The organism is Polaromonas sp. (genome assembly GCF_035638815.1).
Classification (GTDB): domain Bacteria; phylum Pseudomonadota; class Gammaproteobacteria; order Burkholderiales; family Burkholderiaceae_C; genus Polaromonas.
This window is the reverse complement of the sequence record NZ_DASQZG010000022.1, coordinates 32,475-45,707: the sequence shown is the minus strand read 5'-3', so window position 1 is coordinate 45,707 and position 13,233 is coordinate 32,475. Positions and strand designations below refer to the sequence as shown.

14 protein-coding genes are annotated in these 13,233 nt (G+C 59.7%); 8 read left to right on the top strand and 6 right to left on the bottom strand.

Going from position 1 to position 13,233, the window contains the following annotated elements; all coding sequences use genetic code 11:
- Window positions 1-186: NAD(P)-binding domain-containing protein (locus tag VE934_RS14965; protein ID WP_324888892.1), on the bottom strand; the 186-nt coding region annotated here is incomplete at its 3' end.
- A gap of 4 nt (window positions 187-190) precedes the next feature.
- The gene (gene rodA, locus VE934_RS14960; protein ID WP_324888890.1) at window positions 191-1,345 is read right to left on the bottom strand and encodes a rod shape-determining protein RodA; all 1,155 of its coding nucleotides are present in this window, start codon (window positions 1,343-1,345) and stop codon (window positions 191-193) included.
- A gap of 151 nt (window positions 1,346-1,496) precedes the next feature.
- Between rodA and VE934_RS14955 the strand changes: the two genes are divergently transcribed.
- The 8 genes from VE934_RS14955 to ruvC are packed head-to-tail and all read left to right on the top strand — an operon-like array spanning window position 1,497 to window position 8,910.
- Window positions 1,497-2,081: a YqiA/YcfP family alpha/beta fold hydrolase gene (locus tag VE934_RS14955; RefSeq protein WP_324888888.1), complete on the top strand. Its 585-nt coding sequence runs from the start codon at window positions 1,497-1,499 to the stop codon at window positions 2,079-2,081.
- A 56-nt stretch (window positions 2,082-2,137) separates the two neighbouring features.
- Window positions 2,138-4,207 carry a ribonuclease catalytic domain-containing protein gene (locus VE934_RS14950; protein WP_324888885.1) on the top strand — a complete coding sequence of 690 codons (2,070 nt, stop codon included), beginning with the start codon at window positions 2,138-2,140 and terminating at the stop codon, window positions 4,205-4,207.
- Window positions 4,208-4,241: 34 nt separating this feature from the next.
- On the top strand, window positions 4,242-5,090 hold the full coding sequence (locus VE934_RS14945; RefSeq protein ID WP_324888883.1) for an energy transducer TonB: 849 nt from the start codon (window positions 4,242-4,244) through the stop codon (window positions 5,088-5,090).
- Window positions 5,091-5,101: 11 nt separating this feature from the next.
- Window positions 5,102-5,941: a shikimate dehydrogenase gene (gene aroE / locus VE934_RS14940; RefSeq protein ID WP_324888881.1), complete on the top strand. Its 840-nt coding sequence runs from the start codon at window positions 5,102-5,104 to the stop codon at window positions 5,939-5,941.
- Window positions 5,938-6,687 (top strand): transglycosylase domain-containing protein, encoded by a 750-nt coding sequence (locus VE934_RS14935; protein WP_324888879.1) that lies wholly within the window; start codon window positions 5,938-5,940, stop codon window positions 6,685-6,687. The genes aroE and VE934_RS14935 overlap by 4 nt, the downstream gene beginning before the upstream one ends.
- Before the next feature lie 40 nt (window positions 6,688-6,727).
- Window positions 6,728-7,339, top strand: coding sequence for a lysophospholipid acyltransferase family protein (locus VE934_RS14930; protein ID WP_324888878.1), 612 nt, complete (start codon window positions 6,728-6,730; stop codon window positions 7,337-7,339).
- Window positions 7,339-8,319, top strand: coding sequence for a phosphatidate cytidylyltransferase (locus tag VE934_RS14925; protein ID WP_324888876.1), 981 nt, complete (start codon window positions 7,339-7,341; stop codon window positions 8,317-8,319). Before VE934_RS14930 ends, VE934_RS14925 begins: the two co-directional genes overlap by 1 nt.
- Window positions 8,320-8,361: 42 nt before the next feature.
- Entirely contained in the window at window positions 8,362-8,910 is a 549-nt protein-coding gene (gene ruvC / locus VE934_RS14920) for a crossover junction endodeoxyribonuclease RuvC (protein WP_324888874.1), read from the top strand.
- A 27-nt stretch (window positions 8,911-8,937) separates the two neighbouring features.
- Here the strand turns inward: ruvC and VE934_RS14915 are convergent, their stop codons facing one another.
- The 4 genes from VE934_RS14915 to ftsA form a co-directional block, all read right to left on the bottom strand.
- Complete coding sequence (locus tag VE934_RS14915) at window positions 8,938-9,111, bottom strand: hypothetical protein (RefSeq protein WP_324888872.1); 174 nt, start codon at window positions 9,109-9,111, stop codon at window positions 8,938-8,940.
- Between the two features lie 15 nt (window positions 9,112-9,126).
- The gene (lpxC, locus tag VE934_RS14910; RefSeq protein ID WP_324888870.1) at window positions 9,127-10,050 is read right to left on the bottom strand and encodes a UDP-3-O-acyl-N-acetylglucosamine deacetylase; all 924 of its coding nucleotides are present in this window, start codon (window positions 10,048-10,050) and stop codon (window positions 9,127-9,129) included.
- 579 nt (window positions 10,051-10,629) lie between these two features.
- A complete protein-coding gene (ftsZ, locus tag VE934_RS14905) occupies window positions 10,630-11,862 on the bottom strand; it encodes a cell division protein FtsZ (protein WP_324888868.1) in 1,233 nt (410 codons plus the stop codon).
- A 141-nt stretch (window positions 11,863-12,003) separates the two neighbouring features.
- Complete coding sequence (gene ftsA, locus VE934_RS14900) at window positions 12,004-13,233, bottom strand: cell division protein FtsA (RefSeq protein ID WP_324888866.1); 1,230 nt, start codon at window positions 13,231-13,233, stop codon at window positions 12,004-12,006.

The window sequence follows — 13,233 nt, the reverse complement described above, 5'->3', positions numbered from 1 at the left end:
GACTGCTACTGAATTGATAGCTAGCTGCGCAGGTGTTTGCTGGGCTACAGCCCCAAAAGGCTCAAGGAGCTGGATGCGGGCGGGATCTGTATCGCAAACATGCACGGGCCAGCCACAGTCCCGCAGACGCATTGCCATGGCGCCGCCCATGTTGCCGACGCCGATGATGCCGACCGGGTATGTCATCGCTTCAGGTTTGGACCAGCCGCTTGGCTTTGGAAATAGACATGAGAATGCCGACCGCTAGGCCCAGCGTCACCATGGCCGTTCCGCCATAGCTGATGAACGGCAAGGGCACGCCCACCACCGGCAAAATGCCGCTGACCATGCCCATGTTGACAAAGGCATAGGTGAAGAAAATCATGGTGATGGCGCCTGCCAGCAGGCGCGAAAACAGAGTGGGCGCATCCAGGGCAATGGCCAGCCCGCGCAAAATCAGGAAGACGAAGGCGGCAATCAGAACCAAGTTACCCACCAGTCCAAACTCTTCTGAATACGCTGCAAAAATGAAGTCGGTGGTGCGCTCGGGAATAAATTCGAGATGGGTTTGGGTGCCCTGCATGAAGCCCTTGCCAGTCAAGCCGCCGGAGCCGATGGCGATCATGCCCTGAATGATGTGAAATCCCTTGCCCAGCGGGTCCCGCGTTGGGTCCAGCAGCGTGCAAATGCGCTGCTGCTGATATGCGTGCAAAACCGGCCAGCGCACGCCGTCCGCACACAGCTGCGGTTCAAACCAGATCAGCAGAAAAATGCCCACCAAGCCCAGGACAACCGGCGGCACGATGAGTTTCCAGCTCAGCCCCGCAAAAAATATCACAGCCAGACCCGCCGCCAGCACCAGCAGCGAGGTGCCCAGGTCAGGCTGGCGCATGATCAAACCCACCGGCGCAATCAGCAGCATGCCGGCCACCAGAAAATCCAGAGGACGCAACTGGCCTTCGCGCTTTTGAAACCACCAGGCGAGCATCAAGGGCATCGCAATTTTCAGAATCTCGCTGGGCTGGATGACGATGCCGACGTTGACCCAGCGCCTCGCACCTTTTTTGGTGATGCCAAAGATCGCCACCGCCACCAGCAGACCTACGCCCACGATATACATGGGCACCGCAAAGGCCATCAGCCGCTGCGGGGGAATCTGCGCCACCACAAACATGATGGCGCCCGCAATCAGCATGTTGCGACCATGGTCGGCAAAACGGCTGCCGTGGTCGAATCCGGAGGAATACATGATGAGCAGGCCTGCACAGGCGAGCAGAAAAACAGCAAACGCAAGTGGGCCGTCAAATCCCTGAAACATCGGGGCAGCGCGCTGAAAAATGGAAGGTTTGTCGAAAACGGCAGACATGGCAAGGATTATCGGCCAGCGGTGAAGCCCCCGTGGTCGAAAACGTTTGCTACTTAATTAATAGCAAACTTTTACCGCCATTAAAGGGGCAGGGCCCGATTTAGTCAGAATATTCGTCATGCATGCGTCACACAGCGCTTAGGATAGCCCCATGCCCACCACCCACCTCCTTTACCTCCACGGTTTTCGCTCGTCGCCCCAATCCGCCAAAGCCCAGAAAATGGCCGCCGAAGTGGCCTTGAAACATCCTGAAGTGACTTGGTGGTGCCCACAGCTGCCGCCCTCTCCCCAAGCTGCCATGCAGATGGTGATGGGCGGCATCGCAAGCTGGCCGCGCGACACGATGGCGGTTGTGGGTTCGTCGCTGGGGGGTTTTTACGCGACACATGTAGCCGAAACCTTCGCCTGCAAAGCCGTGCTGCTGAACCCCGCCGTGCACCCGGCCCGCGATCTCGCCAAATACATTGGCGAACAAACCTCGTGGCATGACCCCGGTGACCGCTTTTTCTTCGAAGCGCGTTTTGTGGACGAGTTTCGTGCACTGGAGCACGGACCTGTGGTCCGGCCGGCTGACTACTTTTCAATCATCGCCAAAGGTGATGAAGTGCTGGACTGGCGCGAAATGACAGGCCGCTACCCCGGCACACGCATCAAACTGCTGGAAGGTGGAGACCACGCGATCAGCGATTTTGATGCGCACCTGCCGGACATCATGGAATTTCTGGCTCTGGTTTGACACCGGCGCACAAGGCCGGCTGATTACACTAGTCCCAGTAATCAAAGGACGTCATTTTGTTTGTATTGTTTGAAGAAGCCGGCAAGTTTTTGGCGGGACGTATTTTGTCGGAGGCGGACAGCTCGCTGCAGGTGGAGCTGGACTCGGGCAAACGCGTCAAGCTCAAGGCCGCCAACGCCTTGCTGAAGTTTGAAAAGCCGGCGCCAGCTGCCCTCATCAGCGCCGGCCAGAAGTTGAGCGAAGAGATCGAACTGGACCTGGCATGGGAATTTGCCAGCGAGGAAGAATTCAGTTTTGCCGACCTGGCGCGCGACTATTTCAGCGCCGACCCGAGCAAGGCCGCCTCTACGGAGCAGCAGGCTGCAGCGCTGTTCAGGCTGTTTGAAGCACCGCACTATTTCAGGCGCGCGGGTAAAGGCCGATTTAAAAAGGCACCTGCCGAGATTCTTCAGCAGGCGCTGGTGGCCATCGAGAAAAAGAAGCAGGTCATTGCGCAGATCAGCGCCTGGGCCGAGGAGCTGGGGCGCGGTGAATGCCCGGCGGCGATACGCGAGCAGCTTTACAAAATCCTGTTCAAGCCCGACAAAAACAGCCCTGAGTACAAAGCTGTGGTGGAAGCCTCACGCGCCACCCACAAGGCACCGCTTGATCTGCTGCAACAAGCTGGCGCCATTGCCTCGCCATACCAGTTTCACTGGAAACGTTTTCTGTTTGAAAACTTTCCCAAAGGCACGGGCTTCCCGGCCGTGCAGGCGCCCGCCGCCAAGGACGAGCTGCCTCTGGCCGAGGCGCAGGCGTTTTCAATCGACGACTCCAGCACCACGGAAATTGATGATGCGCTGTCGGTACAAGGCCTGGGCAGCGGCCAGATCATCCTGGGCATTCACATCGCGGCGCCTGGTCTGGCTGTGCTGCCGGGCAGTCCGATAGACCTCTTGGGTCGCGCACGCCTGTCCACCGTTTACATGCCGGGCTACAAGCTGACCATGCTGCCCGACGAGGTGGTGCAAACCTACACCCTGCAGGAGGGACGCAACTGCCCTGCCCTGTCGCTTTACGTCACGCTTGACGAAGCCACACTGGCCATCACAGCAACCAACACACGGCTGGAGCTGGTGCCGATTGTCAGCAACCTGCGCCACGACAAACTCGATAGCGTTTTTACTGAAGAGTTCTTTGATGCGGCGCACGCTACACCGCCAGCCGCTGTTCAATGGGGGCTGGAGTTAAGCTTCTTACACCGCTTGGCGCGGCACCTGAAGGCCCAGCGCGAAGTGGTGCGCGGCAAACCGGAAAATTTCAACCGACCGGACTACAACTTCAGCCTGGACAACCCCTCCGGCAAAGAACCCGAAGGCAACGAGAGGGTGAGCATCACCATCCGCAAACGCGGCTCGCCGCTGGATTTGATCGTCGCCGAAGCCATGATTCTCGCCAACAGCACCTGGGGCGAGTGGCTGGCAGAACACAGCGTGCCTGGCATCTACCGCAGCCAGGCCAGCCTGGCGCCGGGCGTGAAGGTGCGCATGGGCACCAAGGCCTTACCGCATGCGGGCATTGGCGTCAAAAGTTATGCGTGGAGCACCTCCCCCCTGCGTCGCTATACCGATCTGGTTAACCAGTGGCAGATCATTGCCTGCGTGAAAAACGGCCGCACGGCGGCGTTGGTAGCACCCTTCAAACCCAAAGACACGGAGCTGTTTTCCATCATCTCCAGCTTTGACGGGGCCTACAGTGCCTACAACGGGTTTCAGGCCGGGATTGAGCGCTACTGGACGCTCAAATACATTCAGCAAAACGCGCTGACCGAACTGACCGCAACCGCTTTTAAAGACAACCTGGTGCGGGCTGATGACCTGCCGCTGGTGCTGCCGGCTGCGGGGGCGCAGGGCCTGCCACGCGGCGCACGGGTGCGCATCAAGCTGGGGGCGATTGACGAGATCACGCTCGATGTATCGGGCACGGTAATCGAACGGCTGGACGCTGTGGTCGATGAAGCCGCCGCAGAACAGGTGGACGAAGAAGACAACGAATCCGAAATGGCCGCTGGGCCGATTTCAATCGCTGTTGATATGAGCATGGATGAGCCCGCTGCCGATGCGGTTGTTACTGCGCCACAAAGTTAGCTTTCCGCGCAGCCACCCGCGATAATCCTGTTCTGTGAAGTCCCCCAGCACTCTGCAAATCGCCCTTGGCTTTTCCGTCGCCCTGCACGCGGTCCTGCTGACCGTGCGTTTTGTCGATCCGGAGCGCTTCAACCGCGTTTTTCAGGACACGCCGCTGGAAGTGATTCTGGTCAATGCCAAGTCCAAAGAACGTCCGGACGTTGCCAAAGCCATTGCCCAGACATCCCTGGCCGGTGGCGGTGAAGCCGAGAAAGGCCGAGCTACCAGTCCCTTGCCTCCCTCCGCCCTCACCGAACTCGGCGACGCAGCTGAGGACGCGCAGCGCCAGGTGGATGCCATGCAGCAGCAGCAAACCATGCTGCTGGCGCAAATCAGCAAGCAACTGGCGGCCATGCCGCCGCCCGACCCCACACTGCCTGCCAATGACGCGGCCCAGGCTGACCGGGAAGAAAAGCGCAAGCAACTGATCAAAATTCTGGCGGAGATTGAGCGGCGCATCAACGAAGAAAACGCGCGGCCGAAAAAGCGCTACATCAGCCCTGCAACCCGCGAAGAAGTTTATGCGGTGTATTACGACACCCTGCGCCGCAAAATCGAGGACAGAGGCACTGTCAATTTTCCGGAGATGGCGGGCAAAAAACTCTACGGTGAACTCACCATGGTGCTGACCATCAACTTTGACGGCCGCGTGCTGGACACCGAGGTAGCCGAAACCTCAGGCAACCTCGCGCTGGACCGGCGTGCCCAGCTCATCGTGCGCAGCACAGGCCCCTTCGGCACCTTCAACGAAGCGATGCGGCGCAAGGCCGACCAGATTGTGGTGGTCTCGCGTTTCAAGTTCACACGCGACGATACGCTGGAAACCAAACTCACCGGCCGCTGAGCAAGCAAGATATGGATCACTACTGCGTCCTCGGTAACCCGGTGCAGCACAGCAAATCGCCGGGCATCCATGCGCGATTTGCCGAACTCACCGGCCAGCGCATCGCCTACAGCAAGCAGTTGGTCCCGCTGGACGGCTTTTCCAGCGCGTTGCAACAGTGGATGGCCAGCGGTGGCCGCGGCTGCAATGTCACCGTGCCATTCAAGTTTGAAGCTTTTCAGATGGCCAATAGCGCCACCGAGCGCGCCGAGCTGGCGCAGGCCGCCAACACGCTCAAGCTCAAAGGCAAACACATTGAGGCTGACAACACGGACGGCGTCGGCCTGGTCAACGATATTCAGGTCAATGCAGGCATCAGCCTGGCCGGACGAGACCTGCTGCTCATAGGCGCCGGTGGGGCGGCGGCCGGGGTGCTGGGGCCGTTGCTTGCGGCCGCGCCGCGCCGCCTGGTCGTGGCCAACCGGACGCTGGAAAAAGCCGGGTCGCTGGTAGCGCGGCACGTTGCGCATCCAGCCCTGCAGGAGTTGCTACAAAAAACAGAGCTGGTAGCCCATGATTTAAAAGGGCTGGACGCCGATTTTGATGTCATCATCAATGGCACCGCCAGCAGTCTGGAAGGTGCTGCCATTCCCGTCGATGCACGGGTCCTCAAGCCGGGCGCACTGGCTTACGACATGATGTACGGCGCCGCAGCCAAAGGTTTTGCCGACTGGGCGCTGGCCCATGGCGCGGTGCCGCGGGATGGCCTTGGCATGCTGGTGGAGCAGGCGGCCGAGTCCTTTTTCTTCTGGCGCGGTGTGCGCCCACCTGCTGCCCAGGTTCTGCAGGAATTGCGCAAGGCCCTGTCATGAAGGGGCTGCTCCGCTGGCTCGTGCTCGTGGTTTTTGCAGTTGTGGCCATGCAGCTGTACTTTGTCGGGCGCATCGCCATGATGGCCGTGATCGATCCGCAATCCACCGCCTTCCAGCGCTCGGAAGCCTGGCGCCTGGTTGCCGAAAAGGGCGAGCTGAAGTGGCGGCAGCAGTGGGTTCCCTATGCCGAGGTGTCAAACCACCTCAAGCGGGCCGTCATCGCGTCAGAGGACGCAACCTTCAGCGAACACGAAGGTGTTGATCTGGAGGCGCTTGAGAAAGCCTGGGAGAAAAACACCAAGGCCGAACAGCGTGCGGAGAAGCTGGCCAACCGCGCAACACCCGCCGCAACGGGCAAAGCCGCCGCCAAGCCTCCCAAAATAGTTGGCGGCTCCACCATCACCCAGCAGCTGGCCAAAAACCTTTTTCTGTCAGGCGAAAGAACCCTGATGCGCAAAGGGCAGGAGCTGGTTCTCACGCTGCTGCTCGAAGCCCTGCTGAGCAAGCAACGCATTCTGGAGATTTACCTCAACAGCGTGGAGTGGGGCGAAGGCATCTTCGGCGCAGAGGCTGCGGCCCAGCACTACTTCCGAAAATCTGCCTCGCAGCTCAGCGCTTACGAAGCCGCGCGTCTGGCTGTCATGCTGCCGCGTCCCAAATACTTTGAGACGCGGCCGGGTTCAGGTTATCTGGCATCGCGCGCTGGCACCATTGCTGCCCGCATGGGCGGCATTGAGTTGCCATGAGAAGAACATTCGACCACTGTCGCATTGGGGGTGGCGTCTGATGCTGGCGAAGTTGATGAGCCTTTTCTTGCTCGGCCTGATCCGCGCTTTGACGGGTGCCCAGGCGCGCTGGCAGGGCTGTCCGCCCAAGGCCGAACAGCGCATTTATTTTGCCAATCATCAAAGCCATGCCGATCTCGTATTGATATGGGCTGCGCTGCCAGCCGAGCTGCGCAGCATCACACGACCCATTGCAGCCAAAGACTACTGGACCAAAACACCTTTCAAGCAGTGGATCACCACGGCGGTGTTCAACGCCATTTATGTAGATCGGGTCAAGACCAGTGAGCAGGATCCGCTGGAGCCGCTGATCGAGGCCTTGCAAAGCGGTGACTCGATCATCCTGTTTCCCGAGGGCACACGCGGCAACCAGGAAGAGCCGCAACCCTTCAAGTCCGGCCTGTACAACCTCGCCTTGAAATTTCCCAATGTAGTGCTTGTGCCGGCGTGGATCAACAACGTTCAACGCGTGATGCCCAAAGGCGAAGTGGTGCCTGTCCCTATCTTGTGTTCAGTCACTTTTGGTACCCCCATCGCCGTTGCAGAGTCGGAAGAGCGTGGAAGCTTTCTGACCCGGGCGCGAGAAGCGGTGATCGCCTTGAAGGACACCTGATGAGCAGTTTTCTGCGTAACCTCAGCCCCTCGCATCAGGTCGGCCTGCTCTTTGTTATCGTTTTTGGCCTGCTGATTGCAGCCAGCGTGGTGGCTTTTGCCATGAGCTTGCGCGATGACGGCGAAAACGAAATCCGCACACAGGACATTCGTGAGCTCACCGGTCTGCTGAATACTTCGTGGATCATGTCCACTGTGTTCTGGGTGGGCTGGGCCCTGGGCGACACAGTGGCAACCCTGCTGTTTGCAATCGTTGCGTTTTTTGCCCTGCGCGAGTTCATCACACTGTCGCCCACCCGCCACGGCGACCATCGCAGCTTGGTGCTGGCCTTCTTTGTCGTGCTGCCGGTTCAGTTCTGGCTGGTTATCACCGAACACTTTGATCTGATCACTGTCTTTATCCCTGTGTATGTTTTTCTGGCAATTCCGGTGGTCAGCGCACTGGCCAACGATCCGCAGCGTTTTCTGGAGCGCAATGCCAAATTGCAGTGGGGCATCATGGTGTGCGTGTACGGCATCAGCCACGTGCCCGCCCTCCTGCTGCTGGATTTCCCCCGTTATGTCGGGAAAAACGCCTTCCTCGTTTTCTTTCTGGTTTTTGTTGTGCAGACCGGCATGCTGGTGCAGCACCTGGCCGCGCGGAGGTGGCCACGCCCGCCAACAGCACCGCAGGTCAGCGCGACCTTTAACTGGGCAAGCTGGCTGATCGGTCTGGCGGTCGGTGGTTTTGTCGGCGGATTGATGTCGGGCCTCACCCCCTTCAAACCCGGACAAGCCGTTGCCATGGCCCTGATCGCCTGCGTGGCGGGCTCACTGGGCCACCTGGTGATGAAAGCCCTCAAACGGGACCGCGGCATCACCAACTGGGGGAGCGAGGGAAAGTCAGTCACCGGCGCAAGCGGCCTGCTCGACCGCGTGGATGCGCTGTGTTTTGCTGCACCGGTATTTTTCCACTCGGTTCGGTGGTATTTTGGCCTCTAGCCCAATATCCGCGGGCGAGGATAGCTACATAAAACATAGCAGATGAGAATCCTTGGCATCGATCCTGGTTTGCAAATTACCGGCTTCGGCGTGATCGATGTGGATGGCCACGCACTGAGCTATGTCGCCAGCGGCACCATCAAAACCACACACCTGGACCGGGGCAATCTGCCGGCACGGCTCAAGGTCCTGTTCGATGGCATTTGTGAAATCACCGCTCGCTACACGCCCGACTGCTCAGCTTGCGAGATCGTGTTTGTCAACGTCAACCCGCAAGCCACACTCATGCTGGGTCAAGCGCGCGGAGCCTGCGTGACTGCGCTGGTGAGTTGCAACATCGAGGTGGCTGAGTACACGCCCCTTCAGATGAAAAAGGCCGTTGCGGGTTACGGCAAGGCCGGCAAGCCTGAGGTTCAGGAGATGGTCAAGCGCTTGCTCAAGCTGCCTGGTCTGCCCGGCAAAGATGCAGCCGATGCGCTGGCACTGGCCATCACGCACGCGCATGTGGGCGGGTCAGCCGCTGTGCTGGCGCGCGCTGCGACCTTGAGTCGCAAATCGACGGCATCTTTCAAGGATGGGCGGCACCACTGAGCGGCCTTCTGGCGGGCGCCCAGCCCCTCAGGCCTGTTCGAAAGCCAGGACGGCAAAAAACACGAACGCGGCGCCCAGTGTCCAGCGCAGCACCGTCAAGCCGAACACTTTGAATCGCGCTTGACCGGTCGTCATGAACAGCACAAACGAGACCGCCGAGGTCAGTAGCATCAACAGGACAATCCAGCGCAGGAAAAGCACAGTTGTTCTCCGGCCCTACCAGGCGCGTGCAAGCTGCGCAAAACCTTGGGGCGCAGCTTTTTCATCTTCAAACGTCACCACTTCATACGCGTCCGCGTGCGCCAACAGCTCCCGCAGCAGCTTGTTGTTCAGCGCATGGCCAGAGCGGAAAGCGCTGTAGGCAGCCAACAGTGGTTTGCCAAGCAGGTACAAATCGCCCATGGCGTCAAGAATCTTGTGTTTGACGAACTCGTCGTTGTAGCGCAAGCCCTCGGAGTTGAGCACCTTGTAGTCGTCCATGACGATGGCATTGTCCAGACCGCCGCCCAGCGCCAGGCCATTGGCCCGCATCATTTCAACATCTTTCGTAAAACCGAAAGTACGGGCGCGGGCAATGTCGCGGGAATACGAGCCGGTGCCCATGTCAAACTCCACGCGCTGTCCCGTGGAGTCCACGGCCGGGTGGTCAAAGTCGATTTCGAATCCGAGTTTGTAGCCGTTATAGGGCGTTAGCCGCGCCCACTTCTCGGACGCGCCCTGCCCCTCGCGGACTTCGACCGGCTTGATCACGCGGATAAACCGCTTGGGTGCAGCCTGAACCACGATGCCGGCGGACTGCAGCAAGAACACAAACGACGAAGCGGAGCCGTCAAGAATGGGGACTTCTTCGGCAGTGATGTCGACGTACAGGTTGTCAATGCCCAGGCCAGAGCAGGCCGACATCAGATGCTCGACCGTGTGAACTTTTGCCCCCCCGCTGGAAATGGTCGAGGCCAACCGGGTATCGCTGACCGCCTCGGCGGAGATCGCAATGTCCACCGGCTGCGGAAGGTCCACGCGGCGAAACACAATGCCGGTGTCTGGAGCCGCCGGCCGCAAGGTCAGCTCTACCCGCTGACCGCTGTGCAGGCCGACGCCTACGGCCTTGGTCAGGGATTTGAGAGTGCGTTGCTGGAGCATGGGATTATTTTAGGTCGCGGGGGTTAAGTTGGGGTAAAGCGCGGTTATTGGGGTTGTGAACCTTTTGGGGTACCTGCGTCGTGTCTCGGTCTGCCTGCTTGCCGGGGGTAGCCCGGCGGCTACTCACTTTCTTTTGCTTCGCCAAAAGAAAGTAAGCAAAGAAAAGGCGTCCCTGCTGTCTGCGTCCCTCCGCTTCGCTGCGGGCAACCTGCGGTGCTCGGTCCAGCCGGGGGCTGACACAAACTCGCCTTCGGCTCAAACAAGTGTCAGCCCTCATCCGTCTGAACCTGCGCTCCTCGGCGCATACAGGAGGGGGTGGGGGAACGGGAGTGGAGTCGGAATCGATGCGGATTCGGGGATGGATTCCGGCCTTCACCGGAATGACAAGCCTTTGCGCGCTTGGCGCGCAAAGGCTTGCACGGGACCGTCATTCATGCACGCGGCAGTGATCAAACGCGGCCAAATGAGGTCCCCCGCCATCGCCCAGCGGGGCGAGGGAGGGGCTAGGGGTGGGAGTGGGGAGTTAGTCCCTACTGCCCAGCGCAGACTTCAGCCGTAGCGTGACGCCAACAACCCGAATCAATCCGCCTGCTTGCGCAAAAACGCCGGAATCTCAAAGTCGTCCATACCGCCAGAAGCCAGCGCATCCACCTTGGCCGCAGCCTGCGTACGATTCGTACGCCACACACTCGGAACCGACATGTTGCCGTAGTCAGGCTGTGCCGACCCCATGCTGTTGCCGCCTGCCATCGCATTGCCGGACAGGGCGCCGCCCAGGGTTGTGTTGAGCACGGGCATGTTGTCAGTGCCGGTCCGCAGCACCTGCAGAGGTGGCGCATGGCGGCGTACGCCCTGGCGGCTCAGACCGGTTGCAACCACTGTGACGCGGATGTCCTCGCCCAATTCGTCGTCGTAAGCCGTACCGTAGATCACGTGGGCATCGGGCGAAGCGTAGGCACGAATCGTGTTCATGGCGAGCTTGGACTCATTCAGTTTGAGCGAGCCCTTGGCAGCGCTGATCAAGACCAACACACCTTTGGCGCCCGACAGATCGATGCCTTCAAGCAATGGGCAGGCCACAGCCTGCTCAGCTGCAATGCGGGCACGGTCAGGACCGTTGGCGCGGGCCGTGCCCATCATCGCCTTGCCAGGTTCACCCATCACGGTGCGCACGTCTTCAAAGTCGACGTTGACGTGGCCAGGCACATTGATGATCTCTGCAATACCGCCGACGGCGTTTTTCAACACATCGTTGGCGTGGGCAAATGCCTCATCCTGCGTGATGTCGTCACCCAGTACTTCCAGCAACTTCTCGTTCAGCACCACGATCAGGGAGTCGACGTTGGCCTCCAGCTCCGCCAGCCCCAGGTCCGCGTTGGTCATGCGGCGACCGCCCTCAAATTCGAAGGGCTTGGTCACCACACCCACAGTCAAAATGCCCATCTCCTTGGCGATGCGGGCGATCACGGGCGCAGCGCCGGTACCGGTACCGCCGCCCATGCCAGCCGTGATGAACAGCATGTGCGCACCGGCAATGGCGGCGCGGATGTCGTCCACAGCCATCTCGGCTGCGTCGCGACCTTTCTCAGGCTTGCTGCCCGCACCCAGACCGCTCACGCCAAGCTGAATTTGCTTGTGCGCGGCGCCGCGGCCGAGCGCCTGCGCGTCGGTATTGGCACAGATGAACTCAACGCCCTGGACGTTGCGGTCAATCATGTGTTCAACAGCGTTGCCGCCGCCGCCACCCACGCCAATCACCTTGATTTGCGTGCCCTGGTTGAACTCTTCCATTTCAATCATTTCGATGCTCATGTGAGCCTCCTGTCAGTAAATTTGCAGTTGCCAAAAAATTTTTATGTGAAATCAAAAATACAAAAAGTCATGAAGGAGGATCCGCGCCTCCGGAATGTCTGCACCTTGGAACCCGCCAGATAAAAGCAGTGAATTTTTTCATCAGAAGTTCCCCACCAGCCAGTCTTTGACACGACCAAAAGCGTTGTGGACGCTGCCCGCCTTTTGCGCCACACGGTGTCCCCGCATGCGTGCCAGCCGCGCCTCTTCCAGCAAGCCCATCACAGTAGCGGCCCGGGGCTGCGCCACCATGTCAGACAAGGCGCTGGAGTAACGCGGGATGCCGCGGCGGACGGGCTTGAGAAAGATGTCCTCGCCGAGCTCGACCATGCCGGGCATCACTGCACTGCCGCCGGTAATCACAATCCCCGAGGACAGCACCTCTTCGTAACCTGACTCACGGATGACTTGCTGCACCAGCGAAAAAATCTCTTCAATTCGCGGCTCAATCACGCCCGCAAGCGCCTGCTTGGACAACATGCGCGGCCCCCTGTCACCCAGCCCGGGAACCTCTACCTGGGTGTCCGGATCGGCGAGCAACTGCTTGGCAAAACCACTTTCCACCTTGATGTCTTCAGCGTCCTTGGTCGGAGTGCGCAGCGCCATCGCAATATCGCTGGTGATCAGGTCTCCGGCAATCGGAATTACCGCCGTGTGCCGAATCGCGCCGCCCGTGAAGATGGCCACATCCGTTGTCCCTGCGCCAATGTCCACCAACGCCACACCGAGCTCCTGTTCGTCACGGCTGAGCACCGAAAGACTTGATGCCAGCGGATTCAGCATCAGCTGGTCCACTTCCAGGCCACAACGCCGGACACACTTGATGATGTTTTCCGCAGCGCTTTGGGCGCCGGTCACGATATGCACTTTGGCTTCGAGTCGGATGCCGCTCATGCCAATCGGCTCGCGCACATCCTGCCCGTCAATCACAAACTCTTGCGGTTCAACCAGAAGCAAGCGTTGATCTGTGGAGATATTGATAGCCTTGGCGGTTTCAATCACACGGGCCACATCCGCCTGCGTAACTTCGCGGTCTTTGACGGCTACCATGCCACTGGAATTGATGCCGCGGATATGGCTGCCGGTGATGCCGGTATAGACGCGGGCAATCTTGCAGTCGGCCATCAGCTCCGCCTCTTTGAGGGCCTGCTGGATACTTTGCACCGTCGCATCGATGTTGACCACGACACCGCGCTTGAGGCCGTTGCTGTAGGCAATCCCAAGGCCAGCCAGCTTGAGTTCGCCACCGGGCAATACCTCCGCCACCACGGCCATGACCTTGCTGGTTCCAATGTCCAGTCCCACCACCAGATCTTTATATTCTTTGGCCAT

What these genes read in the sequence shown, in the direction of transcription:
- VE934_RS14925 (WP_324888876.1), top strand. Translation starts at nt 7,339, where the DNA reads ATGAGCAGTTTTCTGCGTAACCTCAGCCCCTCGCATCAGGTCGGCCTG.
- ruvC (WP_324888874.1), top strand. Translation starts at nt 8,362, where the DNA reads ATGAGAATCCTTGGCATCGATCCTGGTTTGCAAATTACCGGCTTCGGC.
- VE934_RS14935 (WP_324888879.1), top strand. Translation starts at nt 5,938, where the DNA reads ATGAAGGGGCTGCTCCGCTGGCTCGTGCTCGTGGTTTTTGCAGTTGTG.
- aroE (WP_324888881.1), top strand. Translation starts at nt 5,102, where the DNA reads ATGGATCACTACTGCGTCCTCGGTAACCCGGTGCAGCACAGCAAATCG.
- VE934_RS14930 (WP_324888878.1), top strand. Translation starts at nt 6,728, where the DNA reads ATGCTGGCGAAGTTGATGAGCCTTTTCTTGCTCGGCCTGATCCGCGCT.
- ftsZ (WP_324888868.1), bottom strand. Translation starts at nt 11,862, where the DNA reads ATGAGCATCGAAATGATTGAAATGGAAGAGTTCAACCAGGGCACGCAA.
- VE934_RS14955 (WP_324888888.1), top strand. Translation starts at nt 1,497, where the DNA reads ATGCCCACCACCCACCTCCTTTACCTCCACGGTTTTCGCTCGTCGCCC.
- ftsA (WP_324888866.1), bottom strand. Translation starts at nt 13,233, where the DNA reads ATGGCCAAAGAATATAAAGATCTGGTGGTGGGACTGGACATTGGAACC.
- rodA (WP_324888890.1), bottom strand. Translation starts at nt 1,345, where the DNA reads ATGTCTGCCGTTTTCGACAAACCTTCCATTTTTCAGCGCGCTGCCCCG.
- lpxC (WP_324888870.1), bottom strand. Translation starts at nt 10,050, where the DNA reads ATGCTCCAGCAACGCACTCTCAAATCCCTGACCAAGGCCGTAGGCGTC.